Source organism: Pseudomonas sp. BB438 (assembly GCF_057180225.1).
The window spans coordinates 4,954,023-4,980,094 of sequence record NZ_CM170001.1; the positions used below are offsets into that span (position 1 = coordinate 4,954,023).

The 26,072-nt window shown below is 65.4% G+C and carries 22 protein-coding genes, 2 tRNA genes and 1 pseudogene; 12 read left to right on the top strand and 13 right to left on the bottom strand.

Annotated elements, in window-relative coordinates:
• The first annotated feature begins 66 nt into the window (after positions 1-66).
• Positions 67-1,815, top strand: a complete 1,749-nt coding sequence (locus AC1ZV1_RS22710) for a bifunctional diguanylate cyclase/phosphodiesterase (RefSeq protein WP_484293740.1) — start codon at positions 67-69, stop codon at positions 1,813-1,815.
• A gap of 1 nt (position 1,816) precedes the next feature.
• Here the strand turns inward: AC1ZV1_RS22710 and AC1ZV1_RS22715 are convergent, their stop codons facing one another.
• The 3 genes from AC1ZV1_RS22715 to AC1ZV1_RS22725 all read right to left on the bottom strand — a co-directional run bounded on the left by AC1ZV1_RS22715 (position 1,817) and on the right by AC1ZV1_RS22725 (position 2,983).
• Positions 1,817-2,233, bottom strand: coding sequence for a sel1 repeat family protein (locus tag AC1ZV1_RS22715; protein WP_484297608.1), 417 nt, complete (start codon positions 2,231-2,233; stop codon positions 1,817-1,819).
• A gap of 70 nt (positions 2,234-2,303) precedes the next feature.
• Complete coding sequence (locus tag AC1ZV1_RS22720; protein WP_484293741.1) at positions 2,304-2,669, bottom strand: hypothetical protein; 366 nt, start codon at positions 2,667-2,669, stop codon at positions 2,304-2,306.
• Positions 2,666-2,983 carry a helix-turn-helix domain-containing protein gene (locus AC1ZV1_RS22725; RefSeq protein ID WP_484293742.1) on the bottom strand — a complete coding sequence of 106 codons (318 nt, stop codon included), beginning with the start codon at positions 2,981-2,983 and terminating at the stop codon, positions 2,666-2,668. Before AC1ZV1_RS22725 ends, AC1ZV1_RS22720 begins: the two co-directional genes overlap by 4 nt.
• Before the next feature lie 85 nt (positions 2,984-3,068).
• Here AC1ZV1_RS22725 and AC1ZV1_RS22730 point away from each other — a divergent pair, with 85 nt between their 5' ends.
• Positions 3,069-3,827 carry a substrate-binding periplasmic protein gene (locus AC1ZV1_RS22730; RefSeq protein ID WP_484297609.1) on the top strand — a complete coding sequence of 253 codons (759 nt, stop codon included), beginning with the start codon at positions 3,069-3,071 and terminating at the stop codon, positions 3,825-3,827.
• On the opposite strand, the gene AC1ZV1_RS22735 is transcribed toward AC1ZV1_RS22730, so the two are convergent.
• The 4 genes from AC1ZV1_RS22735 to AC1ZV1_RS22750 form a co-directional block, all read right to left on the bottom strand.
• The gene (locus AC1ZV1_RS22735) at positions 3,815-4,240 is read right to left on the bottom strand and encodes a YkvA family protein (protein ID WP_484293743.1); all 426 of its coding nucleotides are present in this window, start codon (positions 4,238-4,240) and stop codon (positions 3,815-3,817) included. The genes AC1ZV1_RS22730 and AC1ZV1_RS22735 overlap by 13 nt on opposite strands.
• Positions 4,241-4,614: 374 nt before the next feature.
• Positions 4,615-5,355: a BamJ family beta-barrel-assembly machinery protein gene (gene bamJ, locus AC1ZV1_RS22740; RefSeq protein WP_484293744.1), complete on the bottom strand. Its 741-nt coding sequence runs from the start codon at positions 5,353-5,355 to the stop codon at positions 4,615-4,617.
• Positions 5,356-5,613: 258 nt separating this feature from the next.
• A tRNA-Asp gene (locus AC1ZV1_RS22745) sits at positions 5,614-5,690 on the bottom strand.
• A gap of 13 nt (positions 5,691-5,703) precedes the next feature.
• Positions 5,704-5,779, bottom strand: a tRNA-Val gene (locus AC1ZV1_RS22750).
• A gap of 177 nt (positions 5,780-5,956) precedes the next feature.
• On the opposite strand from AC1ZV1_RS22750, the gene rdgC reads away from it, so the two are divergent.
• The 4 genes from rdgC to AC1ZV1_RS22770 all read left to right on the top strand — a co-directional run bounded on the left by rdgC (position 5,957) and on the right by AC1ZV1_RS22770 (position 8,769).
• Entirely contained in the window at positions 5,957-6,877 is a 921-nt protein-coding gene (gene rdgC, locus AC1ZV1_RS22755) for a recombination-associated protein RdgC (protein WP_017522054.1), read from the top strand.
• Positions 6,878-6,947: 70 nt separating this feature from the next.
• Positions 6,948-7,901, top strand: a complete 954-nt coding sequence (locus tag AC1ZV1_RS22760) for a bile acid:sodium symporter family protein (protein WP_484293745.1) — start codon at positions 6,948-6,950, stop codon at positions 7,899-7,901.
• A 138-nt stretch (positions 7,902-8,039) separates the two neighbouring features.
• Entirely contained in the window at positions 8,040-8,354 is a 315-nt protein-coding gene (sugE, locus tag AC1ZV1_RS22765; RefSeq protein WP_484293746.1) for a quaternary ammonium compound efflux SMR transporter SugE, read from the top strand.
• Positions 8,355-8,559: 205 nt separating this feature from the next.
• Positions 8,560-8,769 (top strand): cold-shock protein, encoded by a 210-nt coding sequence (locus AC1ZV1_RS22770; RefSeq protein ID WP_045210321.1) that lies wholly within the window; start codon positions 8,560-8,562, stop codon positions 8,767-8,769.
• Positions 8,770-8,831: 62 nt separating this feature from the next.
• Here the strand turns inward: AC1ZV1_RS22770 and AC1ZV1_RS22775 are convergent, their stop codons facing one another.
• The 4 genes and pseudogenes from AC1ZV1_RS22775 to AC1ZV1_RS22790 all read right to left on the bottom strand — a co-directional run bounded on the left by AC1ZV1_RS22775 (position 8,832) and on the right by AC1ZV1_RS22790 (position 14,767).
• Complete coding sequence (locus AC1ZV1_RS22775; RefSeq protein WP_484293747.1) at positions 8,832-10,706, bottom strand: MFS transporter; 1,875 nt, start codon at positions 10,704-10,706, stop codon at positions 8,832-8,834.
• A 166-nt stretch (positions 10,707-10,872) separates the two neighbouring features.
• Positions 10,873-13,044, bottom strand: a complete 2,172-nt coding sequence (locus AC1ZV1_RS22780; RefSeq protein WP_484293748.1) for a TonB-dependent receptor family protein — start codon at positions 13,042-13,044, stop codon at positions 10,873-10,875.
• Between the two features lie 203 nt (positions 13,045-13,247).
• Complete coding sequence (locus AC1ZV1_RS22785; protein ID WP_484293749.1) at positions 13,248-14,099, bottom strand: AraC family transcriptional regulator; 852 nt, start codon at positions 14,097-14,099, stop codon at positions 13,248-13,250.
• Between the two features lie 66 nt (positions 14,100-14,165).
• Positions 14,166-14,767, bottom strand: a pseudogene (locus AC1ZV1_RS22790) (GNAT family N-acetyltransferase).
• Positions 14,768-14,996: 229 nt separating this feature from the next.
• On the opposite strand from AC1ZV1_RS22790, the gene AC1ZV1_RS22795 reads away from it, so the two are divergent.
• On the top strand, positions 14,997-18,473 hold the full coding sequence (locus tag AC1ZV1_RS22795; RefSeq protein WP_484293750.1) for a PAS domain-containing hybrid sensor histidine kinase/response regulator: 3,477 nt from the start codon (positions 14,997-14,999) through the stop codon (positions 18,471-18,473).
• 39 nt (positions 18,474-18,512) lie between these two features.
• Here the strand turns inward: AC1ZV1_RS22795 and AC1ZV1_RS22800 are convergent, their stop codons facing one another.
• A complete protein-coding gene (locus AC1ZV1_RS22800) occupies positions 18,513-18,971 on the bottom strand; it encodes a DMT family transporter (protein WP_484293751.1) in 459 nt (152 codons plus the stop codon).
• A gap of 82 nt (positions 18,972-19,053) precedes the next feature.
• Here AC1ZV1_RS22800 and AC1ZV1_RS22805 point away from each other — a divergent pair, with 82 nt between their 5' ends.
• A complete protein-coding gene (locus AC1ZV1_RS22805; RefSeq protein ID WP_484293752.1) occupies positions 19,054-19,962 on the top strand; it encodes a LysR family transcriptional regulator in 909 nt (302 codons plus the stop codon).
• Between the two features lie 3 nt (positions 19,963-19,965).
• Here the strand turns inward: AC1ZV1_RS22805 and AC1ZV1_RS22810 are convergent, their stop codons facing one another.
• A complete protein-coding gene (locus tag AC1ZV1_RS22810; protein ID WP_484297610.1) occupies positions 19,966-20,664 on the bottom strand; it encodes a MerR family transcriptional regulator in 699 nt (232 codons plus the stop codon).
• Between the two features lie 390 nt (positions 20,665-21,054).
• On the opposite strand from AC1ZV1_RS22810, the gene AC1ZV1_RS22815 reads away from it, so the two are divergent.
• The 4 genes from AC1ZV1_RS22815 to AC1ZV1_RS22830 all read left to right on the top strand — a co-directional run bounded on the left by AC1ZV1_RS22815 (position 21,055) and on the right by AC1ZV1_RS22830 (position 26,042).
• Complete coding sequence (locus tag AC1ZV1_RS22815) at positions 21,055-21,939, top strand: M24 family metallopeptidase (protein ID WP_484293753.1); 885 nt, start codon at positions 21,055-21,057, stop codon at positions 21,937-21,939.
• A complete protein-coding gene (locus tag AC1ZV1_RS22820; RefSeq protein ID WP_484293754.1) occupies positions 21,936-23,708 on the top strand; it encodes an SDR family oxidoreductase in 1,773 nt (590 codons plus the stop codon). Before AC1ZV1_RS22815 ends, AC1ZV1_RS22820 begins: the two co-directional genes overlap by 4 nt.
• An 8-nt stretch (positions 23,709-23,716) precedes the next feature.
• A complete protein-coding gene (locus tag AC1ZV1_RS22825; protein ID WP_484293755.1) occupies positions 23,717-24,607 on the top strand; it encodes a metal-dependent hydrolase in 891 nt (296 codons plus the stop codon).
• A gap of 88 nt (positions 24,608-24,695) precedes the next feature.
• A complete protein-coding gene (locus tag AC1ZV1_RS22830; RefSeq protein WP_484293756.1) occupies positions 24,696-26,042 on the top strand; it encodes an NAD(P)/FAD-dependent oxidoreductase in 1,347 nt (448 codons plus the stop codon).
• Positions 26,043-26,072: the final 30 nt, after the last annotated feature.

Here is a 26,072-nt window from a genome sequence, read left to right on the forward strand (position 1 = left end):
ACGCTGTCGTGAAATGCACAGGGCCGGGAAACCGGCCCTTTGCGTTTACAGCCACCGAGAACCGTCATGACCGTCACCGAGCAGTTGAGCGCCCTGGACCAGATCCTCGCTCACGGCGACCTGCACTGCCTGTTCCAGCCCATCCTGTCGCTTTCGGAAAGGCGCCTGGTGGGCTACGAAGCCCTCACCCGCGGACCGTCCAACGGCCCCCTGCACTCCCCCCTGCCACTGTTCAGCATCGCTCGCAGCAGCGGCCGCCTCAGCCAGCTGGAGCTGCTGTGCCGCCGCAAGGCCTGCGCACGCTTCCGCGACTTGAAACTGGAGGGCAAACTGTTCCTCAACGTGTCGCCGGAATCCCTGCTGGAGCCGACCCACCAGCCCGGCCGGACCCTGCAGTTGCTGCAGACCTTCGGTATCTCGCCCAGCGACGTGGTGATCGAACTGACGGAGCAGACCCCCATCGAGGACTTCACCCTGCTCGACACGGCGCTGCACCACTACCGCGCCATGGGCTTCTCCATCGCCCTGGACGACCTGGGCGCCGGTTATTCCAGCCTGCGCCTGTGGTCCGAACTGCGCCCCGACTACGTGAAGATCGACCGCCACTTCATCGAGGGCATCCACCTGGATGCGGTGAAGCGCGAGTTCGTCGGGTCAATACTGAAGATGGCCCATGCTTCCCGCGCCCAGGTGATCGCCGAAGGCATCGAGATTCCGGAAGAGCTGGCCGTGCTCTCGGAGATGGGCGTGGACCTGGTGCAGGGCTACCTGCTCGGGCGCCCAAACGAAATACCGCCGCGCGACGCCCGCGCCCTGCTGCCGGAAGTGGACAGTGCCGGCGCACTGCTCGCGGAAGAACAATCCGACCTCGAACCGCTGCTCCTGGAACAACCTGCGGTGCGCGACAGTACCCCCATCGGCGATGTGCTGGAGGCTTTCCGCGCCCAGGCGAACCTGAACTCCCTCGCAGTGCTCGACCGCAACGACCAGCCGGTGGGCATCGTCCATCGACATGCCTTGTCCGATGCCCTGCTCAAGCCGTTCGCGCCGGAGCTGTATGCGCGCAAGCCGATCAGCCGGCTGATGAGCGACGATTTCCTCGCGGTGGAGCGCAGCCAGTCGCTGCAGCAGGTCAGCCGCCTGCTGACCAGCCGCGCACGGCAGCGTATCGAGGAAGACTTCATCATCACCCTGAACGGCCGCTATCTGGGGTTGGGCCGGGTGATCGACGTACTCAAGCTGATCACCGAACAGAAGATCCGCCAGGCCCGCCATGCGAATCCGCTGACCCTGCTACCGGGCAACGTGCCTATCCAGCAGTGCCTGGCGCGGCTGCTGCAACAGGGGCGCGAAGCGGTGGTGTGCTACGTCGACATCGACAGCTTCAAGCCCTTCAATGATCTCTACGGCTATGCGCGTGGCGATGAAGTCCTGCTGTGCCTGGCTCAGTGCCTGGGCGAGCGCGTGGACCCGACGCGGGACTTCGTCGGCCACATCGGCGGGGACGACTTCATGCTGGTGCTGGGGACGCAGGATTGGCGCGAACGGCTCAATCACCTGCTGGAGGATTTCCAGGGCCAATGCCGGCGTTTCTACAGCAGAGAACACCTGGATGCAGGGTGCTTCGTCGCGCATAACCGCCAGGGCCGGCGCGAGGAATATCCGCTGCTGTCACTGTCGATCGGCGTGGTGCACGTGAAGAGCGGCGCCGGGCAGCGCCTGGATGCCAGCCAACTGGCGGGGCTGGCGTCGGAGGCCAAGCGACACGCGAAGAACATGCCCGGCTACAGCCTGCACATCCTCACCGCGGAGTGAATCAGAGGCCCAGCTGTCGGGCGCGCGTTTCGTAACGCTCGGCCTGGGCTTCATCGGGCTCGAGACCGGGCCCGCCACTGCGATACAGCTCACTCAGTTTGCGCGCCGCCAGCGGATGCCCCGCCTCGGCGGCTTGCGCCCAATAACGCGCCGCTTCCTGCGCATCTCCGGCGTGGCGGGTATCCCCCTTCAGCGCTTGCACGCCTAGCTGGTAAGCCGCCTTGTGATCACCGGCCGCGGCGGCGAGACGCAACAAACGCAGGCCTTCCTCGCGGGCGCCGAAACCCTGTCCGCGAAACAGCAGAAGGTGCCCGTAGAAGCCCTGCGCCTCCACATCGCCAAGCGCTGCCATGCGCGAGAACTGGCCCTGCATCCAAGCCCAGGAGCGCGGTTGGCGCACCATCCACGGCCAGCCCATCAGGCGCCGCGCCACGGCGTAACTCAGACGCGCACGCAAGCGCCAGAACACCTCGCGGGGCGTTGCCACGTCAGAGCTCCTCGGGGTACTCGAACTCGAACACACGCACCACTTCCGCGGCATGCCAACCGGCGGCGGCAGGGCCGTCCGGCGCACCGGAGAAGCGGCCCAGGCGCTCGACGTGCTCGAAGAAACCAGTTCGCGGCAGGCGGCTGGCGCCCTGGCTGATCACCAGGGAGCTGCGCAGCGGTCGGCCAGCACGGGCATCCAGCGCCGCCAGGTGCTCCAGCGCGGCGGTCAGCACGGTCATGGCCGGGGTCGGCAATTGCAGGCGCTCGATCAGCGCCCGATAGGTGAGCAGATGGCGCTGGCGGCGGGCGTCTTCCAGCTCGCCGAGCAGGCCTTCCCAATGCTTGCGACTGATCTGCACGCTCAAGAAGCGGACTCCCCAGTGCCCAGGGCACGACGCAGGCCATGCTGGATGGCGTCGCTGGCTTCGCGTTCGCCGTTCTCGATCAGTTCCAGGTAGGACGGGCTGATTCCCACCGAACGCGCCAGCGTTTCGAGGGACAAGCCACGGGCTTCGCGCAGTGCTTTCCAATCCGGCTTCTCATCGAGTGCCGGGGCGGCGGCGGGTTTGACGACCTGGGCGACACCCCGGCCGGCGGCTGCCAGCAGGGCCTGATAGTCGGCCCATGGAACCACGGCGTACTCCGCTTCGCCGTCACGCATGATGACTTGAACGTTCATGACAACACTCCTTGCAGGCGGCCATCTTAACAGCCTGATGCGCGCCTGTGCCGGCTATACTGCGCACCGCCTCTCGCCACCAGACATGGGGACCGACTTGCAGCGCTTCCTTCCGTTCTGCCTATGCCTGGCCAGCGCCCTGTGCGGCGCCGAGGAACTGCGCTGGGGCTATTCGCCAAGCAACGGCATGCCCTACGCAGAAAGTATCGACCATGAATTGGCACCTGGCTTCATTCGCGATCTGGGCGAAAGCGTCGGACAGCGCCTGGGGCTCGATGTTCGCTTCGTCGAAACGCCGGACAAGCGTGCCGAACCCGCGCTCGCCCAGGGGGCGATTCACCTGCTGTGCATCAACAATCCGCAGTGGATGAAAGCGCCGGAGAAGTTGCACTGGTCGCCGAGCCTGTTCGAAGAAGAAGACGCCCTCGCCCAGCGGGCGGATGCGCCGCCGGTGCAGGACCTTGCGCTGTTGCACGATGTCCGTATCGGCACCAGCCTGGGCTATGTCTACCCAGCCCCGCTCATGCAGGCATTTGCTGAAGGTCGCGTGAAGCGGGCCGACGTGCGCGATCTGGATACCCGCCTGCACATGCTCGAAGCCGGCCGCCTCGGCGCGCTGATCGACATGCGCCGGCCGCTGGAGTTTCTCCTTGCGCAGCACAGCAACCTGCCCATAGCGATAAGCCAACGCAGCGTGCAGCGCTACTCGATCTATTGCTCGTACGGACCGGCGCTACCGCTGCCCGCCGAACGGCTGGATGCCGTGCTGCAGGCCATGGTGGATGACGGCTCCATCCAGCGCCTGCTCGGCGAGCAGAATGCGCGCCTGCGTCAGAGACGTTGAATCGCTTCCGGCGGCGGCAGCTGCTTCAGGGCTTCGCGGGTCTCCACGCCCTGCGCGTCACGCCAGACCTTGAAGGCATCGATCTCCGATTGCCAGCGGCGGATCACCCACGCCAGTACCGCCAGGTCATCGAGGAAGCCGACTCCCAGCAGCCAGTCAGGTATCAGGTCCACCGGCGAGAGGAAATACAGCAGCGCCGCCACGACGGAAACCAGTGCCTGTGAGCTGATACCACGGTAGTCGCCGCGCACCCAGGCCACCAGCAGTTCCTGCAGCAGCTTCAGATCGGTCTTGGCCAGCTTCACCCGCCCGCTCTTGCGTGCCACGGCGAACAGTAGGGCGGGCACTCGGCCGCCGGCGATGAAGCGGCTGGCGAGCTTCAGGAAGCGATCAAATCCCGGAGGCATTTTCATCGATTCACCTCGATAGGAAGATTCGTACAGGGTGGATTCAGGTTATCCACCTTTCCTGTGGATAACTCTGTTGAAAGTCACCCTCGATATCGCCCAAACGCCCGATCCATGAGGGCTGCAGACAGATCGGCGATTTTTTGTTCACCCCTACAAATGCGTTAAAAATCATGCAGTTGCGGCTAGGCGAAGGGCGCGTCAATGTCAAGGGGAGGACATTGTTTCAGCTGCGTCAAATATGTGCATAAGGGTAACACCGGGCGCAAGGTTACTCCCTTTCAGACCCGACGGTCAGCACGCCGTTCCAGAGCGCTTGCCGCACAAACGAAAACGCCCCGTGGGTGACGGGGCGTTTTCACTGGTACGAAGGTACTCAGTTACTGCTTGGGCTGCTCGGCCGGAGCCTCAGCCGCTTCGGGCTGGTTCGGGTCCTTGATGGCCAGCAGTTCCAGGTCGAACACCAGGACCGAGTTGGCCGGGATGGTCGGGCTCGGGCTCTGGGCGCCATAAGCCAGCTCGCTCGGGATGAAAAGCTTGATCTTCTCGCCAACGTGCATCAGTTGCAGGGCTTCGACCCAACCCGGGATCACGCCGCCAACCGGCAGGTCGATCGGGCTGCCGCGCTGGATGGAGCTGTCGAAGACCGTACCATCGACCAGCTTGCCTTCGTAATGAACGGTAACGACGTCGGTGGCCTTGGGCTGAGCACCGTCGGCTTTCTTCACGACTTCGTACTGCAGGCCGGACTTGGTGGTGACCACGCCCTCACGCTTGCCGTTTTCCTCGAGGAATTTCTTGCCGGCTTCCAGGGCCTCGGCATTCTTCTTGGCCACCTGTTCTTCCGCGCGCTTCTGCAGGGCGGAGAAAGCTTCGGTCAGCTCTTCGTCGGTCAGCTTCTGCTTCTGCTTGCCAACGGCGTCTTCGATACCCAGGGCGACGGCTTTGGAATCCAGGTCACTCATGCCTTCCTGGGCGAGGCTCTTGCCCATGTTCAGGCCGATGCCGTAGGAAGCTTTCTGCGCAGGAGTCTTGAGTTCCACCTCGGCGGCCTGTTTGTCGCAGCCCGCGAGAACCAGGCCGACCAGCGCGATCGCTGCCGCCAACCGATGTTGTTTCATGCTGAATCCTTGTCTGTGCGCCGTCATGGCTGAAGTAATGAAGCCGCGAGCTTATCAGGCGCTCGTGGCCAGTGGCTATGGGCAATAGGAACCACTACCGAGGGAGAAGTTCCCACAGCAAACTTATAAGAAAATTAACAAGATAAGTCAGACGGCCAGCACGGAATCACTGTGATCCCGCGTGACAACTTTCGAAGGGAAAAACGCGGGCGAAGAAAAAAGCCCTCAGGCATTGCTACCTGAGGGCTTTTCGAATTGTGGCGCAGCGGACGGGACTCGAACCCGCGACCCCCGGCGTGACAGGCCGGTATTCTAACCGACTGAACTACCGCTGCGTCGGACCTCGAGTGGTGGGTGATGACGGGATCGAACCGCCGACCCTCTGCTTGTAAGGCAGATGCTCTCCCGGCTGAGCTAATCACCCTTCGTCTCGAAGTGGGGCGCATTCTACGGAGGACATTTGAGCCTGGCAAGCCCCCGGATGAAAAAAATTTTCAGATGTTCCAAAGGCTTAGATGAAGTGCGCGAATGACGAAACGGGGTTGGCCTGAACCGCGCCGAACGGAATAATGCATCCTTTGTGTCCAGGAGTTAGCCCCTCATGTGGTTCCGCAACCTGCTCGTATACCGCCTCACTCAGGATCTGCAGATCGACGCCGATGCCCTGGAGAAGGCCCTGGCCAGCAAGCCGGCGCGCTCCTGCGCCAGCCAGGAACTGACGACCTACGGTTTCTCCGCGCCGTTCGGCAAGGGCCCGGATGCTCCGCTGGTGCATGCCAGCGAAGGCTTCTTCCTGGTCAGTGCACGCAAGGAGGAGCGCATTCTTCCCGGCAGCGTGGTGCGTGACGCGCTCAAGGAGAAAGTCGACGAGATCGAAGCCGCGCAGATGCGCAAGGTCTACAAGAAGGAACGCGACCAGCTCAAGGACGAGATCGTCCAGACCCTGCTGCCGCGCGCCTTCATCCGCCGTTCGGTGACCTTCGCCGCGATTGCCCCGAGCCTCGGCCTGATCCTGGTCGACACTTCCAGCGCGAAGAAGGCCGAGGACCTGTTGTCCACCCTGCGCGAAGCCCTGGGCTCGCTGCCGGTGCGTCCGCTGACCGTGAAGACCGCGCCGACCGCCACCCTGACCGACTGGGTGAAGACCCAGGAAGCCGCCGGCGACTTCTTCGTCCTCGACGAGTGCGAGCTGCGTGATACCCACGAAGACGGCGGCGTCGTGCGCTGCAAGCGCCAGGACCTCACCAGCGAGGAAATCCAGCTGCACCTGACCTCCGGCAAGCTGGTCACCCAGCTGTCCCTGGCCTGGTCGGACAAGCTGTCCTTCGTCCTCGACGACAAGGTCGCGATCAAGCGCCTGCGTTTCGAAGACATGCTGCAGGAGAAGGCGGAGCAGGACGGCGGCGAAGACGCCCTCGGCCAGCTCGACGCCAGCTTCACCCTGATGATGCTGACCTTCGCCGAATTCATTCCGGCGCTGATCGAGGCACTCGGTGGCGAGGCGATGCCCGAGGGCATCTGATGCCCCGACAGGTGCCGCGTCCGCGCGGCGCCTGACACAATAGAAGGCCCACATTAAAGAAGGACGGCCCATGCGTGCGCTCATCCTGCTCAGCCGCTTCATGGGCAATACCTTCGCCCTCTGGGTGCTGCTCTTCGCCATCCTGGCGTTCTGCATTCCGACCCTCTTCACCCCGCTCACCGTCGCCATCGTGCCCATGCTCGGCGTGGTGATGTTCGGCATGGGCCTGACGCTCAAGGTCGAGGACTTCGCCGAAGTCGCACGGCATCCCTGGCGCGTCACCCTCGGCGTGATCGCCCACTTCGTCATCATGCCCGGCATGGCCTGGCTGCTCTGCCAACTGATGCACCTGCCGCCGGAAATCGCCGTCGGCGTCATCCTGGTCGGCTGTTGCCCCAGCGGTACCGCATCCAATGTGATGACCTGGCTCTCGCGTGGCGACCTGGCACTGTCGGTGGCGATTGCCGGCGTAACCACCCTCCTCGCCCCGCTGCTTACTCCCGCGCTGATCTGGCTGCTGGCCTCCGCCTGGCTGCCGGTGTCCTTCGGCGCACTGTTCTGGTCGATACTGCAGGTGGTCGTGGTGCCCATCGTCCTCGGCCTCATTGCCCAGCGCATGCTCGGCGCGCGGGTGCGCCATGTGGTGGAGGTGCTGCCGCTGATTTCGGTGATATCCATCGTGATCATCGTGGCCGCCGTGGTCGCTGCCAGCCAGGCGAAGATCGCCGAATCCGGTCTGCTGATCATGGCCGTGGTGATCCTGCACAACGGCTTCGGTTTCCTGCTGGGCTACTTCACCGCCAAGGTCTTCGGCCTGCCATTGGCGCAGCGCAAGTCGCTGGCGCTGGAAGTCGGCATGCAGAACTCCGGTCTCGGAGCGGCCCTGGCCAGCGCGCACTTCTCGCCGCTCGCAGCCGTGCCCAGCGCGCTGTTCAGTGTCTGGCACAACATCTCCGGCGCCACGTTGTCCACCTGGTTCCGGCGCATGACCGACGAGCCCGCGCCCCAGCAGCACGCGCCGTAATAGGGCAAAACTCCGGCGCCGGGTTGCCCGGCGCACTGATTTTGTGCAAAATAATGCACATTGTGAGGACGACCTCACCACCTTCCGGTGCTCCAGCGGGGACGGCCCTTCGTATCCATTCACCGTCTGGAGAACTCCATGTCCTGGGTCATTCTGTTCGTCGCCGGCCTGTTCGAAGTCGCCTGGGCCGTCGGCTTGAAGTACACCGAAGGTTTCACCCGTCCGATACCCACCGCTCTGACCGTGCTGGCGATCATCACCAGCATGGGCCTGCTTGGCCTGGCGATGCGCAATCTGCCGCTGGGTACTGCCTACGCCATCTGGACCGGCGTCGGCGCAGTAGGCACCGTCATCGTCGGTATCGTGCTGTTCGGCGAGTCCATGGCGCCGGTACGCCTGCTCAGCGTTGCGCTGATCCTGTGCGGACTGGTCGGCCTGAAATTGAGCCACTGACGCTGTATCGGTTCTCGATACCGGCGGGCTGTCGCTTTCCCGAAAATTTGTCGGTATGCTGCGGGCCACTGTGTTTGCTTGGGTCACTGTGGCTCGTGACCAGGCGGGGCCACGCCCCGCCAACCGGCATCGACTGCACCTTGCAACTCAGGACGAGCGCGGACTTTTCCGCAAAACAATATTCAATTGTTCAAGGTGTATTTCCATGTCGAATCGTCAGACCGGCACCGTCAAGTGGTTCAATGACGCCAAGGGCTTCGGCTTCATCACTCCGGAAAGCGGCAACGATGTCTTCGTGCACTTCCGCTCCATCCAGGGCACCGGCTTCAAATCGCTGCAGGAAGGCCAGAAGGTCTCCTTCGTTGTGGTTGAAGGCCAGAAGGGCCTGCAGGCTGACGAAGTTCAGGTTATCTGAACCGCGACACGCCCATGAAAAAGCCCCGGCACTGCCGGGGCTTTTTCTTTGCCGCGTGAAACTCAGCGAGCCGCACCACGCAGCGCCGCGACCTGCTCCTGCAGCGCCAGGCGCTTGGCCGCTTCCGGCGCCACCGGCTGACCGGCCACCAGGCAGACCCGCGACCACAGGCGGCGGAAGAAGCCCTTCTGCGGATCGCGGCTGAAGAAGCTGCCCCACAGCCCCTGCAGCGCCATCGGGATCACCGGCACCGGAGTCTCCTCGATGATGCGCTCCACGCCACCGCGGAATTCGTTCATCTCGCCGTCCAGGGTCAGCATGCCTTCGGGGAAGATGCACACCAACTCCCCTTCGCGCAGGTACTCGGCGACCTTGGCGAACGCTTTTTCGTAGGTCTCGGCATCTTCGTTGCGCCCGGCGATGGGCACGGCCCCCGCCGTACGGAAGATGAAGTTGAGTACCGGGATGCGGAAGATCTTGTAGTACATGACGAAACGCACCGGGCGCCGCACCGACCCCGCAATCAGCAGCGCGTCGACGAAGGACACGTGGTTGCACACCAGGACGGCCGGCCCCTCATCGGGGATGGCGTCGAGATTGCGATGGTCGACCCGGTACATCGAGTGGGTCAGCAGCCACACCAGGAAGCGCATGGTGAACTCGGGCACGATCTTGAAGATGTACACGTTCACCGCGACGTTCATCAACGAGAGCACGAGGAACAGCTCGGGGATCGACAGCTTCGCCACCGACAGCAGCAGGATCGAGACGACCGCCGCGACCACCATGAACAGCGCATTGAGGATGTTGTTGGCGGCGATCACCCGTGCGCGCTTGTCCTCCTCGGTACGCGCCTGGATCAGCGCATACAGCGGCACGATGTAGAAGCCGCCGAAGATGCCGATGCCGAGGATATCCGCCAGCACCGCCCAGGATTGCGAGTGCTCGAGCACTGCCAGCCAGTTATACGGCTGCTCGCCCTGCGGGAAGCCGCCCGAATGCCACCAGAGCAGGATGCCGAACAGGCTGAGGCCGATGGAGCCGAAGGGCACCAGGCCGATCTCCACCTTCTTGCCCGAGAGCTTTTCACACAGCATCGAGCCCAGCGCGATGCCCACCGAGAACACGGTGAGGATCAGCGTCACCACGCTCTCGTCGCCGTGCAGCAGCTCCTTGGCGTAGGTCGGGATCTGCGTCAGGTAGACCGCGCCGAGGAACCAGAACCAGGAGTTGCCCACCAACGAGCGCGACACCGCCGGGCGCTGGCGAAGGCCGAGCATGAGAATGGCCCAGGACTGGCGGAAGATGTTCCAGTCGATGGCCAGGTCCGGAAGTGCCGCGGCCGCGCGGGGAATGTTGCGGCTGGCAAGGAAACCACAGACCGCCACCAGCACCACGGCGACACCGACACCGGCGGCGTAGTCCTGCCGCGACATCAGCACACCGGCGCCGATGGTGCCGCAGAGGATGGCGAGGAAGGTGCCCATTTCCACCAGGGCGTTGCCGCCGACCAGTTCGTCTTCGCGCAGATGCTGCGGCAGGATCGAGTACTTCACCGGGCCGAACAGCGCCGAGTGGGTCCCCATGGCGAACAGAGCGAGGAACAGCAGCGGAAGGCTGCCGAACACGAAGCCCGCGGCGCCCACCGCCATGATGACGATCTCGGCCAGCTTCAGCGCGCGCATCAGCGCGTCCTTGTTGAACTTCTCGCCGAACTGGCCGCCCAGGGCGGAGAACAGGAAGAACGGCAGGATGAACAACAGCGCGCAGAGGTTGACCAGCAGGTTGCGGTCACCGCCGACGGTGAGGTGATAGAGGATTGCGAGGATCAACGACTGCTTGAAGATGTTGTCGTTGAACGCACCCAGCAGCTGGGTGATGAAGAAGGGCAGGAATCGCTTGGTGCCCAGCAGGGCGAATTGCGAGTGTTGAGACATCGTCCTTGTATACCTGCGTAGCGGCCTTGGGCCGGAATGACAGCACGGATATGACGGCAATAGCGTGAAGAAAAGCCACATTTTCTGCACAAATCCATTGCAACCGGGCAATCCATCCACGAAAAAGCCCGTCGCGAAGGACGGGCTGTTCCGGGCCGGGTCGACGTCAGAAGCCGACGCTGCCCTGCACGTAGAAGGTGCGTGGCTCGCCGAGGTAGATGCCGGCGTTGTTGTCGCTGGAACGGGTGTAGTTCATCTGGTCGAAGAGGTTCTTCACCCCGGCGGCGACCTTCAGGTTCGACGCCTGCGGGCCGAAGTCGTAGCCCACGCGAGCGTTCCACAGCATGTAGCCGGGGATATCGCCGTACTGGCCATCGGCACTCGGCTCGGTGATGTAGTTGCCGGTGAAGCTGCCGTTGGCGTTGGTGGTCGGGCCGGGCGCGCGCTGCTTGGACTGGGCGAAACCGTCGACGTTGTAGGTCCAGCGGTCGTGCTCGTAGCGCAGGCCGATGGTCGCCACCTGGCGCGAGTAGAGCGGCAGGTCGCGCCCCTTGAACGCCGGGATATCTCCCTCGTAGGTCGCACGGGTGTAGGTCAGGGTGCCGTAGGCGGTCAGGCCGGCGAGGATCGGGTCCAGCGCAGCCATGTCGTAGTGTGCCGACGTCTCGATGCCCTGGTGCTTGGTGGCGCCCAGGTTGGTCCAGCCCACGTCGTTGCTGATGTACTGCAGCTCGTCGTCGAAGTCGATGTAGAACAGCGTGACTTCGCCACCCCAGGTGCCGTTGTCGTAGCGGGTCCCCACTTCGTAGGTCTTCGCCTTCTCCGGCTGCAAACCGCTGGCGGTGTCGTTGCCGCTGCCGCCCTGGCCGAGCTGGAAGTACTGCAGACTGCCGAAGGACGTCTCGTAGTTGGCGAACAGCTTCCACTCGTCCGACAGGTGATACATCACCGCCAGCGCCGGCAGCGGCTCGTTGTAGTCCTTGCTGCGGTTCTTCTCCTGGACCGGCTTGCCCTTGTTGTCGATCACCGGGCGCTCGTGCCAGTCGGTGGAGATGCGCTCGAAGCGGATGCCCGGGGTAACGGTCCAGTTGCCCACGTCGATCTTGTCGTCGAGATAGATCGAGTTCGCCTCGGTACCACCGGTGCGGTCCTGGTAGGTGTGGCCGTCGCCGCCCGGCGTCGGCAGCGTGGTCGGAATATTGTTGATCAGGGCCACCTGGCTGGCGCGCTCGTGCATCGCTTCCTTCAGGTAGCGGTAGCCGATGCTGGCCTCCTGGGTGGTCGGGCCGATCATGAAGATCTTCGACACGCGCGGCTCGATACCGAAGGTGTGGTAGTCGCGCGGGTAGGATGCCAGGGTCTTGAGGTCGCGGTTGGCGATGGTGCTGCCGCGGAAGCTGTCGCTGTAGTAGGTCAGCACCTCGACCTGGGTGAGGTCGTCGATTTGCCGCTTGTACTTGAGCGAGACGTCCTTGCGACGGCCGGTGAAGTTGTCGTAGTCGCGCACCGACTGGTACGGGTCCTTGTCGAACTGCGCCTGGGTCAGGCCGCCGGGCATGTCGGCGCCACCGTCGTAATAATGGAAGTTGGCGGAAAACTCGTCGGCGTCGGTCGGCGCCCAGTGGGTCTTGAACATCACGTCGTCGATGTCGGTGGCATCGTTGCTGTCACGGTAGCCCGCACCTTTCACGCCCGAATACAGCAGCGCGGCACCCATCCCGTTATCGGCGGTGCCGCCGAGGAAGGCGTTGTAGAGTTTCTTCCAGCCACCGTGGGAAGCGGTTTCCACGGTGCTGCCGACGTCGCCGGAGAATTCCTTGGGAATCGCACGGGTGACGAAGTTGATCACCCCGCCGACGTTCTGCGGTCCATAGCGCACGGAACCGGCGCCGCGCACGACGTCGACGCTGTCGAGGTTGCCTACCGACAGCGGGAACATCGACAGTTGCGGCTGGCCGTACGGCGCGACGGCGGCCGGGACGCCATCGATGAGCACGGTGGAGCGCGGCGACAGGCGCGAGGTCAGGCCGCGCACGCCGACATTGAGGGAGACATCGCTGCCGCCGGTGCCGTTGTTGTCCTGCACCTGCACGCCGGGAATGCCACGCAGCACGTCGCGCACGTTCTGCGCACCCTCTTCGATCATCTGCTCGCGGCGGACCACGGTGCGCGCGCCGGGATGGTTCTGCACCACCTGCTGGTCGGCCTCGCCGAGCCAGTCACCAACCACGGTGACGGTCTCCAATTCCTTGGTCTCTTCCTCGGCCTGCGCTGGCAGGAGCGGCGTGGCCAGGGCTATGGCAATCGCCAGGCGCGACCACGAACGAACGGATGACATGCTTTCCCTCCCCGGGTACTTCGTGAAGGGACGGGAAATTAGAACTGATTGTAAATTTTGTAAATGCAAATGTATCGCAAATGAAAAAATATTCCGGTTGACTCAGATTCTCTTTTCGGCATTCCGAACGACTGCTTATCAACAAAGGCAATAGCTCAGTCGCTCTTCACTGACGGGGCCTGACCGCCAATGGCAAGGGAGAATCAGGCGGGACGGAAGGATCGCGCACAAGCCTGGCGATACTCGCCAGGGCCGACGCCATAGGCCTGCTTGAACTGCCGGCTGAGGTGGCTCTGGTCGGCGAAGCCCAATTGCGTTGCCACATTCACCGGCATGCAGCCCTGCTTGAGCAGCGCCCTCGCCTGCTCCAGGCGGCGCTGCTTGAGCCAGGCGTGAGGTGGCAAGCCAGTCGCCTTGCGGAACACGCGGGCGAAGTGGAAGGGCGACAGCCCGACTGCAGCGGCCAGCTCCTCCAGCGACGGCGGCTCCATCAACCGCGAACCGAGCAGTTCGCGGGCCCGTGCCACAGCCACAGGCTCGTTGCCGGCAGGTGGCGCCTCGGGAATCCGCGCGTGACGCTGGAACAGCAACAGGAGCGCCTCGCGCCAGCCAGTCTGGCGCTGCAGCACAGTGGCGTCGGAATCCACCAGGCGATGGGCGGCGAACAGCGCCTGCACCAGCTCCGGGTCGAACACCACGCTGGCGTCGAACGACGGCGTGCCGCCTCCACCCAGCTCCAGTTCCTCCAGCACGCCGGAAACCTGCGCCAGCTCCGGATAGAAGCCGCGGTAGCGCCAGCCGGCCTCGTCGGCCTTGGAACCAGTGTGGACTTCGTCAGGGTTGATCAGCACCACGCTGCCGGCTGGAGCGAAGTGCTCGGCGCCGCGATGGTGAAAGCGCTGTGCACCCTGCTCGATCATGACGAAGGCAAAGCCTTCATGGACGTGAGGCGAGAATACCTGCTCGATGTAGCGCGCGTGCAGCAGCTCGACGCCGCCCAGCTCCTGGGCCCGCCAGAAGCGGGTACGTTCGCCGCTCGCGTCGTGTTCTGCCATGGTCCTGCCTCGATGTCGCACCGCTGTTCTGGAGAACGAGCGGGGCGGTCACCTTACACCGCCCCATCAGCCGTTGAAACCGGCTTCCAGCGCGGCCTTCACCTGCGGCCATTCCTGGTCGGTGACGCTGTACAGGATGGTGTCGTCGAGCCGCCCCCCCGCCAGGCGACGGTGGTTGCGCAGCACGCCTTCGCGCACCGCGCCGAGCTTCTCGATGGCGCGCTGGGAGCGCTCATTGCTGGCGGCGGTCTTGAACTGCACGCGGACCATCTTCCAGCTGTCGAAGGCGTGGCGCAGCATCAGGTACTTCATCGTGGCGTTGAGGCCGCTGCCGTGCTGGGTCTGGTCCAGCCAGGTGGCGCCGATCTCGCAGGCCGGCAATGCCGGAAGGAAGTCCATGAAGCGCGTGGTGCCGACGATCTGGTTGCCCAGGCGCACCACCAGCGGCAACGCGCGGCCCTCGCGCTGGTCGGCCAGCCCCTGGCGGTACCAGTCCGGACGCCCCGGCGCACTCATGAACTGCAGGACGTCGCGGTTCTGCTCCGCCAGCGTCACCAGATCCGGCACGTCGGCCTCCACCATCGGCTCCAGGCGCAGGGCCCCGCGCTGCAAGGTGATGGGTAACGGTCTGAACATGGCGCCCTCCTCGAAACACGACGCGAAATCATCGCTCACATCAGAGCGTAGCGGCCCGGCGAAGTGCCGCGTCCCCAAACGGGCGCGACGGACGGACCGCGAAAAGGCCGGCAAGCTACCAGTCCGGCGGCTCGCCCTCAAGTGTGAGGCGTGACACAGCGCCACTGAGACATTGGTAGCAGGCGTCTGACAGTTCCGGACTTTGGTGCGAAACTGCTGCCAGTGCTCCTGCGGGGGAGCCCGTTCATTTCCGGAGTCAGCATGTCGTTGTCCAGTGGGTTGATCGCAACGGTCGCCCTGCTCTACATGGCGGTCCTGTTCGCCATCGCGTTCTATGGCGACCGCCGTCGCGCCCCTCTTTCGCCGCGTGTCCGCGCCTGGGTCTACAGCCTCTCGCTGGCCGTTTACTGCACCAGCTGGACCTTCTTCGGCGCCGTCGGCCAGGCCGCCGACCAGCTCTGGTCATTCCTGCCGATCTATGTCGGTCCCGTGCTGCTCATGCTCTTCGCGCCCTGGGTGCTGCAGAAGATGATCATGATCAGCAAGCAGGAGAACATCACCTCCATCGCCGACTTCATCGCCGCGCGCTATGGCAAGTCGCAGGCACTGGCCGTCGTGGTGGCGCTGATCTGCGTAGTCTGCGTGCTGCCCTACATCGCCCTGCAGCTCAAGGGCATCGTCCTCGGCGTGAACCTGCTGATCGGCGCCGGCCCCGACTCCACCGGCATCCGCGCCCAGGACACGGCGCTGATCGTGTCGCTGATCCTCGCGCTGTTCACCATCGTCTTCGGCACCCGCAACCTGGACGTCACCGAACACCACCGCGGCATGGTGCTGGCGATCGCCTTCGAGTCGCTGGTCAAGCTCACCGCCTTTCTCGCCGTCGGCATCTTCGTCACCTACGGCCTCTACGACGGCTTCGACGACCTGGTGGACAAGGCCCGCGTCGCCCCGCAGCTCACCGAGTACTGGAAGGAGACCGTGCACTGGCCGGCCATGCTGCTGCAGACCGGCGTGGCGATGACCGCCATCATGTGCCTGCCGCGCCAGTTCCATGTACTGGTGGTGGAGAACATCGAACCGCGCGACCTCAACCTCGCGCGCTGGGTCTTCCCGATCTACCTGGTGCTGGCCGCGCTGTTCGTGGTGCCGATCGCCCTGGCCGGGCAGATGCAATTGCCGGCAGGCGTGATGCCGGACTCCTTCGTGATCAGCCTGCCACTGGCCGAAGCGCATCCTGCGCTGGCCCTGCTGGCGTTCATCGGTGGCGCCTCGGCAGCCACCGGCATGGTGATCGTCGCCAGCGTGGCGCTCTCCACCATGGTTTCCAACGACATGCTGCTGCCCTGGCTGCTGCGCCGCAAAGGCGAGGCCGAGCAACCGTTCGAGGTGTTCCGCCACTGGCTGCTGACCGTGCGCCGGGTGAGCATCGCGCTGATCCTCCTGCTGGCCTATGTCAGCTATCGCCTGCTGGGCTCCACCGCGAGCCTCGCCACCATCGGCCAGATCGCCTTCGCCGCTATCGCCCAGCTGGGCCCGGCGATGATCGGCGCGTTGTACTGGAAGCAGGCCAACCGCCGTGGCGTGTTTGCCGGCCTGGCCGCTGGTTCCTTCCTCTGGGCGTACACCCTGGTCCTGCCGGTAGTCGCCAAGGGCCTGGGCTGGCCACTGGAAACCTTCCCCGGCCTGGCCTGGCTGGCCGGGCGGCCATTCGGCCTGTCCATCGAACCACTGACCCTCGGCGTGCTGCTCTCGCTGATCGGCAACTTCGCGCTGTTCGGGCTGGTCTCGGTATTCTCTCGCACCCGCGTCTCCGAGCACTGGCAGGCCAGTCGCTTCATCGGCCAGGAAATCTCCCAGAAGCTCAGCTCGCGCTCGATGCTCGCGGTGCAGCTGGAAGACCTGCTGATGCTCGCCGCCCGCTTCGTCGGCGAGGAGCGCGCACGGCAGAGCTTCATCCGCTTCGCCTATCGCCAGGGCAAGGGGTTTACCCCCAGCCAGAACGCCAACGACGAGTGGATCGCCCACACCGAGCGCCTGCTCGCCGGCGTACTCGGTGCCTCCTCCGCGCGCGCCGTGGTGAAGGCCGCCATCGAAGGCCGCGAGATGCAGGTGGAGGACGTGGTGAAGATCGCCGACGAGGCGTCCGAGGTGCTGCAGTTCAACCGCGCGCTGCTGCAGGGCGCGATCGAAAACATCACCCAGGGCATCAGCGTGGTCGACCAGTCGCTGCGCCTGGTGGCCTGGAACCATCGCTACATCGAGCTGTTCGAGTACCCGGACGGACTGATCTACGTTGGCCGCCCGATTGCCGACATCATCCGCTACAACGCCGAACGCGGCCTGTGCGGGCCGGGTGACCCCGACCTGCACGTCGCCAAGCGCCTGTACTGGATGCGCCAGGGCACGCCGCACACCTCCGAGCGTCTGTTCCCCAATGGCCGGGTGATCGAGCTGATCGGCAATCCGATGCCCGGCGGCGGCTTCGTCATGAGCTTCACCGACATCACCAACTACCGCGACGCCGAGCAGGGCCTCAAGGATGCCAACGAGAGTCTGGAACAGCGGGTACAGGAGCGGACGTTCGAACTGTCGCAACTCAACCACGCGCTTACTGAAGCCAAAGGCACGGCCGAAGCGGCGAACCAGTCGAAGTCACGCTTCCTCGCTGCGGTCAGCCATGACCTGATGCAGCCGCTGAACGCCGCACGGCTGTTCTCTGCCGCCCTCGCCCACCAGGAAAAACTGCCCGAGGAAGCTACCGAACTGGTGCGCCACCTCGACTCGTCCCTGCGCTCGGCCGAAGACCTGATCACCGACCTGCTGGACATCTCGCGTCTCGAGGGAGGCCGCGTGAGCGCCGACGTCGCAGCCTTCCCGCTGAGCAACCTGTACGACACCCTCGGCGTGGAGTTCCGGGTGCTGGCCCAGGAGCACGGCATCGACTTCCATGTACGCGGCAGCAAGCTGCGTGTGGAGAGCGACATCAAGCTGCTGCGCCGCGTCCTGCAGAACTTCCTTACCAACGCCTTCCGCTACGCCAAGGGCCACGTGCTGCTGGGCGTGCGCCGCGAAGCCGGACACCTGCGCCTGGAGGTCTGGGATCATGGTCCGGGCATTCCGCCGGACAAGCTGCAGGTGATCTTCGAGGAATTCAAACGCCTGGACAGTCATCAGACCCGCGCCGAGAAAGGCCTGGGTCTGGGCCTGGCGATTGCCGACCGGCTGTGCAAGGTGCTTGGCCACCGCCTGGAAGTGCGCTCCTGGCCGGGCAAGGGCAGCGTGTTCAGCGTCAGCGTGCCGCTCGCTCGCCAGCCCGCCCCGGCACCACTCAACGGGCACAAGGCGGAAACCCCCGAACAGCTCAACGGTGCGCAGGTTCTTTGCGTCGACAACGAAGACAGCATCCTCACCGGCATGAACAGCCTGCTGACTCGCTGGGGCTGCCGCGTGCTTACCGCGCGCAGCCGCGAGGAATGCCAGGCGCTGCTGGAGGAGGACGCGCGACCGCAACTGGCGCTGATCGACTACCACCTGGACGACGGCGAACTGGGCACCGACCTCATGGCCTGGCTGCGTACCCGCCTCGGCGAGCCGGTGCCTGGCGTGGTGATCAGCGCGGACGCCCGCCCCGAGCTGGTGGCGCAGATCCACGCCGCCGGGCTCGATTTCCTGCCCAAGCCGGTGAAGCCGGCGGCACTGCGGGCGTTGTTGAGTCGGCATCTGAGCCTGCGCTGAAAGAGGTCCCGGCGTGGCAACCGCGCCAGCCTGGGGATCTCATGCCAGCCTCCCACGCCACTGCAACAGCACCACCCCGGCAATGATCAGCCCGATGGCCAGATAGCCTTCGGGCGATAGCCGCCGTACCGCAAATCCCGCCCAGCCAAACTGATCGCACAGCGCCGACATCAGCATCTGCCCGGCGACCACGCAAGCCAGGAACGTTGCCGCGCCCAACTGCGGCGCCAGCATCACCGCCACCGTCAGGTACGCCGCGCCGAACAGGCCACCCAGCCAGCCCCACCACGGCGTGGTGGCAATGCCGGCGGCGGCCGGAAGCGGCACGCGAAAGGCCAGCAGCGCGATGATCACCGCTGCCAGGCTGACGCCCAGGGACGTCAGGCTGGCGCTCAGCGGATGGCCCAGCTGGCGGCCAAGCAGCGAATTGCTGCCGGCCTGCAGGGCGACCAGAGCCCCCACGCCAATAGCGGGCAGCAGAAGAAGCAGTTTCGACATCGATTGTCCTCCGGGTCTTGTCGACACCGTCAGCCTCTGCTATCCATCTCGCGCATGGAAATGAATGATCGGCACACCCTTAATGCACTCGATTCATGACTTGCGCCGCATCGACCTCAACCTGCTGGTGATCCTCGATGCCCTGCTGGACGAACGCCACGTTTCCCGCGCAGCCGACCGACTGGCCATGACCCAGCCCGCCGTGAGCCATGCGCTCAACCGCCTGCGCGACCTGCTCGATGACCCGTTGCTGGTGCGCGCCGGCAACCAGATGCAATTGACTCGTCGTGGTTTCGAACTGGCCGGGCCGCTGCGGGAAATCCTCGGCGGCGTGCGCCGGCTGGTACTGGGCGACGACTTCGACCCGGCCAGCGCCGAGCTGGACCTGCGCCTGGGCATGTCCGATTACGGCACCTGGGTGGTGCTGCCGACCCTGCTGCCGATGCTGCGCCGCGAAGCACCGGGCATCCACCTGGACGTTCGCCAGGATTCGCGGATCGGGATGGCCGAGCAGGTGGCGAGCGGCGAGCTGGATGGTGCCGTCGGCGTATTCCCGATGCTGCCCGAAGGGCTGCGCGTACAGCCGCTATTCGAGGAGCGCTTCATCTGCCTCTGCTCGATGGAAACCCTGGGCGACAGAAAGCGCCTGGACCTGGACGACTACCTGGCCGCCCCGCACCTGCGGGTGGCCCTGCAGCAAAGCCCCGCGGAAGAAATCGACAGCCACCTGGAGAAGCTCGGCCGGCGCCGCCTGGTGGCCGCTACCGTGCCGCACTTCAGCGTGGCGCCGAGCCTGCTGGCGGGTACCGGCATGGTCCTGACGATTGCTGCGCGAATGCTCCCGGACGATCTCGAACGCCATGGCCTGGCCAGCTTCGAGCCACCGCTGAAACTGGCGCCGTTCGACTTCGTGCAGATCTGGTCGCAAGCCAGCGATGAGGACCCGGCGCGGCGCTGGCTGCGCGGAAAACTGGCCCAGGCAGCCAGCTGATCCCTACTCTGGGGTTTCCAGACGCCGGAGGATCTCCCCGACGCGCTCGCCGAGCATTTCATTGGCCGAGCGCTTCAGGCCGCGCGCCAGCTCCACCAGCACCACCTGCTCGGCCACCGGCCGCAGGCGCTGGAAGACGTCGGCAAGGCGTTCGAGGTCGGCAGCGCCGGGCAGAAGGTCGGCACCGGGCTTGTCCACCAGGTGCGTTACCACCAGCCTCACGATCCCGGCGGCGAGGTGTTCGGTGTCGGTGCGAAGCACCGCCAGATGATCGAGCAGAGCAGCCAGTGGAATACCGGCGCGGTACAGCTCGACGCCGGCATTGAACAGGCGCGGGCTGGGAATGCTGATGCGCTCGCCGTCGAAGGCAAGCAGCCCCTGTGCCAGTGCCTGGTCGATCACCGCGTCATTCAGCTCGCCACCGAACAGCGCCTGCAGGTCGCTGAACGCGATGCTGCCGGGAGACTCCAGGTTCCACGGGCCGACGATGGCTTCGTCGAGGCCCAGCACATGGTCCAGATCGTGGCCACGCTCCCAGCTCTCCAGCAGTTCCTTGATGTTGGCGATGTTGTAGCCGCGCTCCAGCAGGCGGTTGATCAGTCGCAGGCGGCGCAGGTGGCTGGCGAAGTACACCCCGGCGCGGCCACGGCGCTCTGGCGGCGGCAGCAGGCCGCGGTCCTGGTACGCGCGCAGGTTGCGCACCGTGGTGCCACCCTCGCGGGCCAGCTCATCCACCGAGTACTCGCGCGCGTCCTCCATCGCGGAGGGGGCGTCGTCCGGGCGTTGCAGCAAACGCTGCAGGAGGTTCAGGGGTGTGCTCATGGCGCGGATGATAGTCACCGTGCGCCCTCGGAACAATCGAAAGCACGCGTTCCAAAGTGATCCGCCGCACAGCCCGGCGGCCCAACCAAAGACGGGAACTGCATCCGTCCGATTTCTCCTCGCCAGCCGCAACCCGCGCCGCCAGAGGCTCCCCGCTCCGGTAACACTCCAGGCCCGCCATGCACGCATGGCACAACGGCGCCCGATGGGTCAGCATCAATCGTGACATCGAACGATGTAACGATAACAACAACCAGCCTGGAGAAAGTCATGTCCCAAGGCGCCTGGGTGCCCACCCACGAAGACCTGCGGCATTTCCGCGAGATTCAGCAACTGGCCTACCGCTGCTGCGAAACCATTGCCGGCGAACTGCGTCCGGGCATCAGCGAACGCGAGACCGCCGCGCTGATGAAGACCTGGCTGCTCGATCACGGCGTGCGTGACTGGTTCCACCAGCCTTTTGCCTGGTTCGGCCCGCGCACTTCATTCAAGGGCTTCGACGGTCTGCGCCACCTGGGCGGCTTCAACCTGGCCTTCTACCCGGGCAAGCAGCGCCTTGAGGAAGGCATGCCCTTCATCCTCGACTGCGCGCCGACCCTGGGTGCCTACACCGCCGACGTCGGCTACTCCGGCGCGCTGGGCCACAATCTGCTGGTGGAGCGTCTGATGGACGACCTGCTGGCGCACCGCAACCTGATCGTCGAGCAGGTGCGTCAGCGCCTGCCACTGGCCGAGGTCAGCCAGTCGGTGGATCGCCTCTGCCAGCGCCAGGGCACCCTGCCCCGGCACAAGGCCTATCCCTTCGAAGTGCTGGCCCACCGCGTGGAAAAACTCGGCGCGCGGAACAGCGGCCCATCGCTGGCGCGCTTCGGCGTGCGCAACATCGCCACGCTGATGAAGAACGCCCTGATCACCGGCCGCCGCGAAGGCTGGTCGCCGCTGTGGTCGAGCAACGACCGTTCACAACACGCACCGACGCCCGGCCTCTGGGCCGTCGAGCCGCACCTGGGCCTGCGCGGCGTGGGCGCCAAGTTCGAGGAGCTGCTGGTGGTCACCGAAGATGACGCCTACTGGCTGGACGACGACCTGCCCCACGTGCGCCGCTGGCTCGCCCGCGGCCTGATCAGCGCACCGGCGCAGCGGGAGGTGGCATGAACGCCATGCTGGAAAAATCCCTGCCGGCACCGGAACGGCTGGACGTGCAGTCCGGCGACGTGCGCCTGGCGGTCTGGCGTTGGGGTGAACCGCACCTGCCGATGGTGCTGTTCGTCCACGGCTACCCGGACAACCATGAAACCTGGCTGCCGCTGATCCGCCACTTGTCCGGGCGCTATCAACTGGTCGCCTACGACGTCCGCGGCGCCGGCGAATCGGACAAGCCGCGCAAGACCCGCGACTACCGCCTGGAGCTGCTCAGCCAGGACCTCAAGGCCGTGCTCGACGCCGTCAGCCCACAGCGCGCGGTGCATCTGGTGGCCCACGACTGGGGCTCGATCCAGACCTGGGAGAGCGTCACCGATCCGCAGTTGCGCGCGCGCATCGCTTCCTACACCAGCGTCTCCGGGCCGTGCCTGGACCATGTCGGCTTCTGGATGCGCGACCGCCTGCGCCGCAAGACACCGCGCGCGCTGCTGCAGATGGCCAGCCAGCTGCTGCACTCCTGGTACATCTACTACTTTCACCTGCCGCTGCTGCCGTCGCTGTCCTGGCGCTTTGGCGCGGCGAAAGCCTGGCCGCAGTACCTGCGCAAGGTCGAGGGCATCCGCAACCCGGCGCGCAACCCGCACCAGGCCAGCGACGGCGAGCACGGCGTGAAGCTCTATCGGGCCAACTTCATCACCTCGATCCTCAAGCCGCGCAAACGGCATACCGAGGTGCCGGTGCAACTCATCGTGCCGACCCGCGACCGCTACGTCGGCCAGCAACTGTTCCAGCAACTCTCGCTGTGGGCGCCGCGCCTGTGGCGCCGCGATGTCACCGCCGGACACTGGCAACTGCTTGCCGAACCGGCCCGGCTGGGCAACTGGATCGATGAATTCGTCAGCCATATCGAGGGACACGAGGCCACGCCGGAGCTGCACCGCGCCGCGCTGAAACCGGGTGCAGGCCCGTTCGCCGGCAAGCTGGTGGTGGTCACCGGCGCGGGCGGCGGCATCGGCCGCTCGACCCTGCTGAGCTTTGCTGAACGCGGCGCCAGCGTGCTCGCCGCGGACATCGACCCGGCCGCCGCCGAACGCAGCGCAGAGCTGGCCCGAGCGGTCGGCGCCAGCGCCTACAGCTATTGCGTGGACGTCGGCGACAGTGCTGCCATGGAGCGCTTCGCCCAGTGGGTGAAGTCCAGCCTCGGCGTCCCCGACGTGGTGGTCAGCAATGCCGGCATCGGCATGGCCGGACCGATGCTCAAGACCACTCCGCGGGAATGGGAGCGCCTGTTGCGCATCAACCTGTGGAGCGTGATCGACGGCTGCCGGCTGTTCGGCCAGCAGATGGTCGAGAGCGGCAAGCCAGGGCATCTGGTCAACGTCGCCTCCGGCGTGGCGTTCGCGCCGTCGCGCAATTACCCGGCCTACGCCACGAGCAAGGCGGCGGTGCTGATGCTCAGCGAATGCCTGCGTGCAGAGCTGGCTGGCCACGGAATCGGCGTGAGCGCGGCATGCCCGGGCTTCGTCGATACCGGCATCGTCCAGGCCACACGTTTCGCCGGCATGAACGACGAACAACAGACGAAACACCGCGCCAGAGTGCAGCGCTTCTACCGTCGTCGCCGGCTCAGCCCGGACACCGTCGGCGAGCGCATCACCCGCGCCGTGGAACGCAACCAGCCGGTGGTGAAGGTCGGCAGCGAAGTGCATCTGGGCGCCCTGCAATGGCGCTTCATGCCCTGGCTGTCGCGCCTGTTCGCCCGACTCAACCTGACTGCCTGAGAACTGCCATGAACGCCCCTCATCACAAGCTCGTACAACGCAAGGTGCAGTTCGACTACACCGACTCGCCGCTGCACTGGATTCCCGGCGAGCCCGAGGCGTCCCACGCAATCAATGTCATCCATATGATGCTGCCGGCCGGCGAGCTCTGGTTCTGCCGGCTGTACAACAAGGCGTTGCCCTTCGTTAAGGAAGGCCGGCTGCGCGAGGACGTGCAGGGCTTCATCCGCCAGGAAGCGATGCATGCCCGCGCCCACTCCGGCGCGCTGGAACGCTACCTGAGCCACCACGGCATCGACTCCACGCGCTACCAGACAGTCATGGACTACCTGTTCGAACAATTGCTCTGCGACACGCCGCTGGGCATCGAACTGTTCAATCGCACCCCCTGGCTCAAGCGCTGGTGGATCGGCCAGCGCTGCGCCATCGTCGCCGCGGTGGAGCATTTCACCTGCATCCTCGGCAAATGGATTCTCGAAGCCGACGCGCTGGACCGCGCCAAGGCTGACCCGGTGCTGCTCGACCTGTTCCGCTGGCACGGCGCCGAGGAAGTGGAGCACCGCAACGTTGCCCATGACCTGCACGTGCACCTGGGCGGCACCTTTGTCAGCCGGCAGTTGTGGATGTTCGTGGTGTGGCCGCTGATCATATACCTCTTCGCGTTCGGCACCCGCACCCTGTCGCGCCAGGACCCGAGCATCGCCAGGCCACGCTCCTTCGCTGCCATCTGGCGCGATGGTTCGAAGTCTGGCGTGCTGCCGAAGATCAGCTCGCTGGCCACCAGCTTCCTGCGCTACTTCAAGCCCTGGTACCACCCGGACCACGAGGCCAACACCCAGGAAGCGCTGGACTACCTGGCTCGCTCGCCGGCCGCCAGCCGGGCCATGCGCGCCTCGTAACGCCTGCCGGCGCGCCCGCGCAGTGGATGCGCGGCGCACGCCGATCGCATACTGCGGCATCCGTTACTCGATTCAGGGATGCCGCCGAATGCCGATGGGAACCTACCCGCTTCACCCCGCCCTTTCCTCCCGCGTGGAGCGCCTGCCGGAGCAGGTGGACGTGGTCATCGCCGGCAGCGGCATCATGGGTTGCGCCACCGCCTGGCAGCTCGCCGGGCTTGGCCTGAGCGTACTGGTGCTGGACAAGGCCGGCCTCGCCAGCCAGCAATCCACCCGCGCCTGGGGCTTCGTTCGCCAACAGGCGCGCGACCCGGCCGAAGTGCCGCTGATGATGGCGGCGATCCCGCTGTGGGAGCGCCTGGAAGAAACGCTGCAACTGCCGCTGGAATGGCGCCAGGGCGGCTGCCTGTACCTGGCCGAAACGCCGGAGCAACAGCAGAAGTACGAAGACTGGCTGAAGGTCGCGGCCAACTTCGGCCTCGGCACCCGCCTGCTGGGCCGCGCGGACGTTGCGCAATTGATGCCGGCCCTGAGCGATCCCGCACTCGGCGGCCTCTACACCGCCAACGACGGCCAGGCCGAGCCACGCCGTGTCGCGCCGGGTTATGCGCTGCGCGCCATCGAACGCGGCGCCGTGTTCGTCGAAGGCTGCGGCGTTACCGGCATCGACCGCGCCGCCGGCGCCATCTGCGGCGTGCAGACCGAGCGCGGCTACGTGAAGACCCGGCAATTGCTGGTCTGCGCCGGCGCCAGCAGCTGGCGCCTGGTGCAGAGCCTCGGACTGACACTGCCGCAACAGGCCGTGCGCTGTACCGTCTCGCGCACCAGCCCCGGTGCGGATGTCGGCGCGCAATGCTTCATCGGCCACGGCATCGGCTTCCGCCAGCGTGCCGACGGCAGCATTAATCTTGCTGACGAAACCCAGGCCGACATCGATCTGAACCTCGACTACCTGCGTGGCGCCAGGCACTACCTGCCGCACCTGCCGGAGCACCGTGCGGGCTTCTCCTTCAAGCTCAACGGCGCCCTGTTCCACGACCTGCGCCAGCGCCTGCCCGGCTCGGAGCGCAGCGCGAATGGCCCGATCCTCGGCGAACGTGATCCTCAGGTGAAGGCAAACACCTCGCGCGTTTTCCAGGCGCAGACCCACCTCGCCCGGGCATTCCCCGCGTTGCGCGATGTGAAAGTGGTGGAAAGCTGGGCCGGCCTGATCGACGTGCTACCCGACGGCATCCCGGTGCTCGACGCCCCGCCGGAAGTCCCTGGCCTGCTGATCGCCACCGGTTTCTGCGGCCACGGCTTCGCCATGGGGCCAATCGTCGGTCAGTTGATGAGTCAGTGGATTCACACCGGCGAGTCCGGCATGGACCTGCACGCCTTCCGGCTGCGGCGCTTCGCCGATGGGTCGGCGGGCAAGCCCTATTCGCTGTTCTGAAGGACCACTTGCGGGGGCAATTCGCTGCAG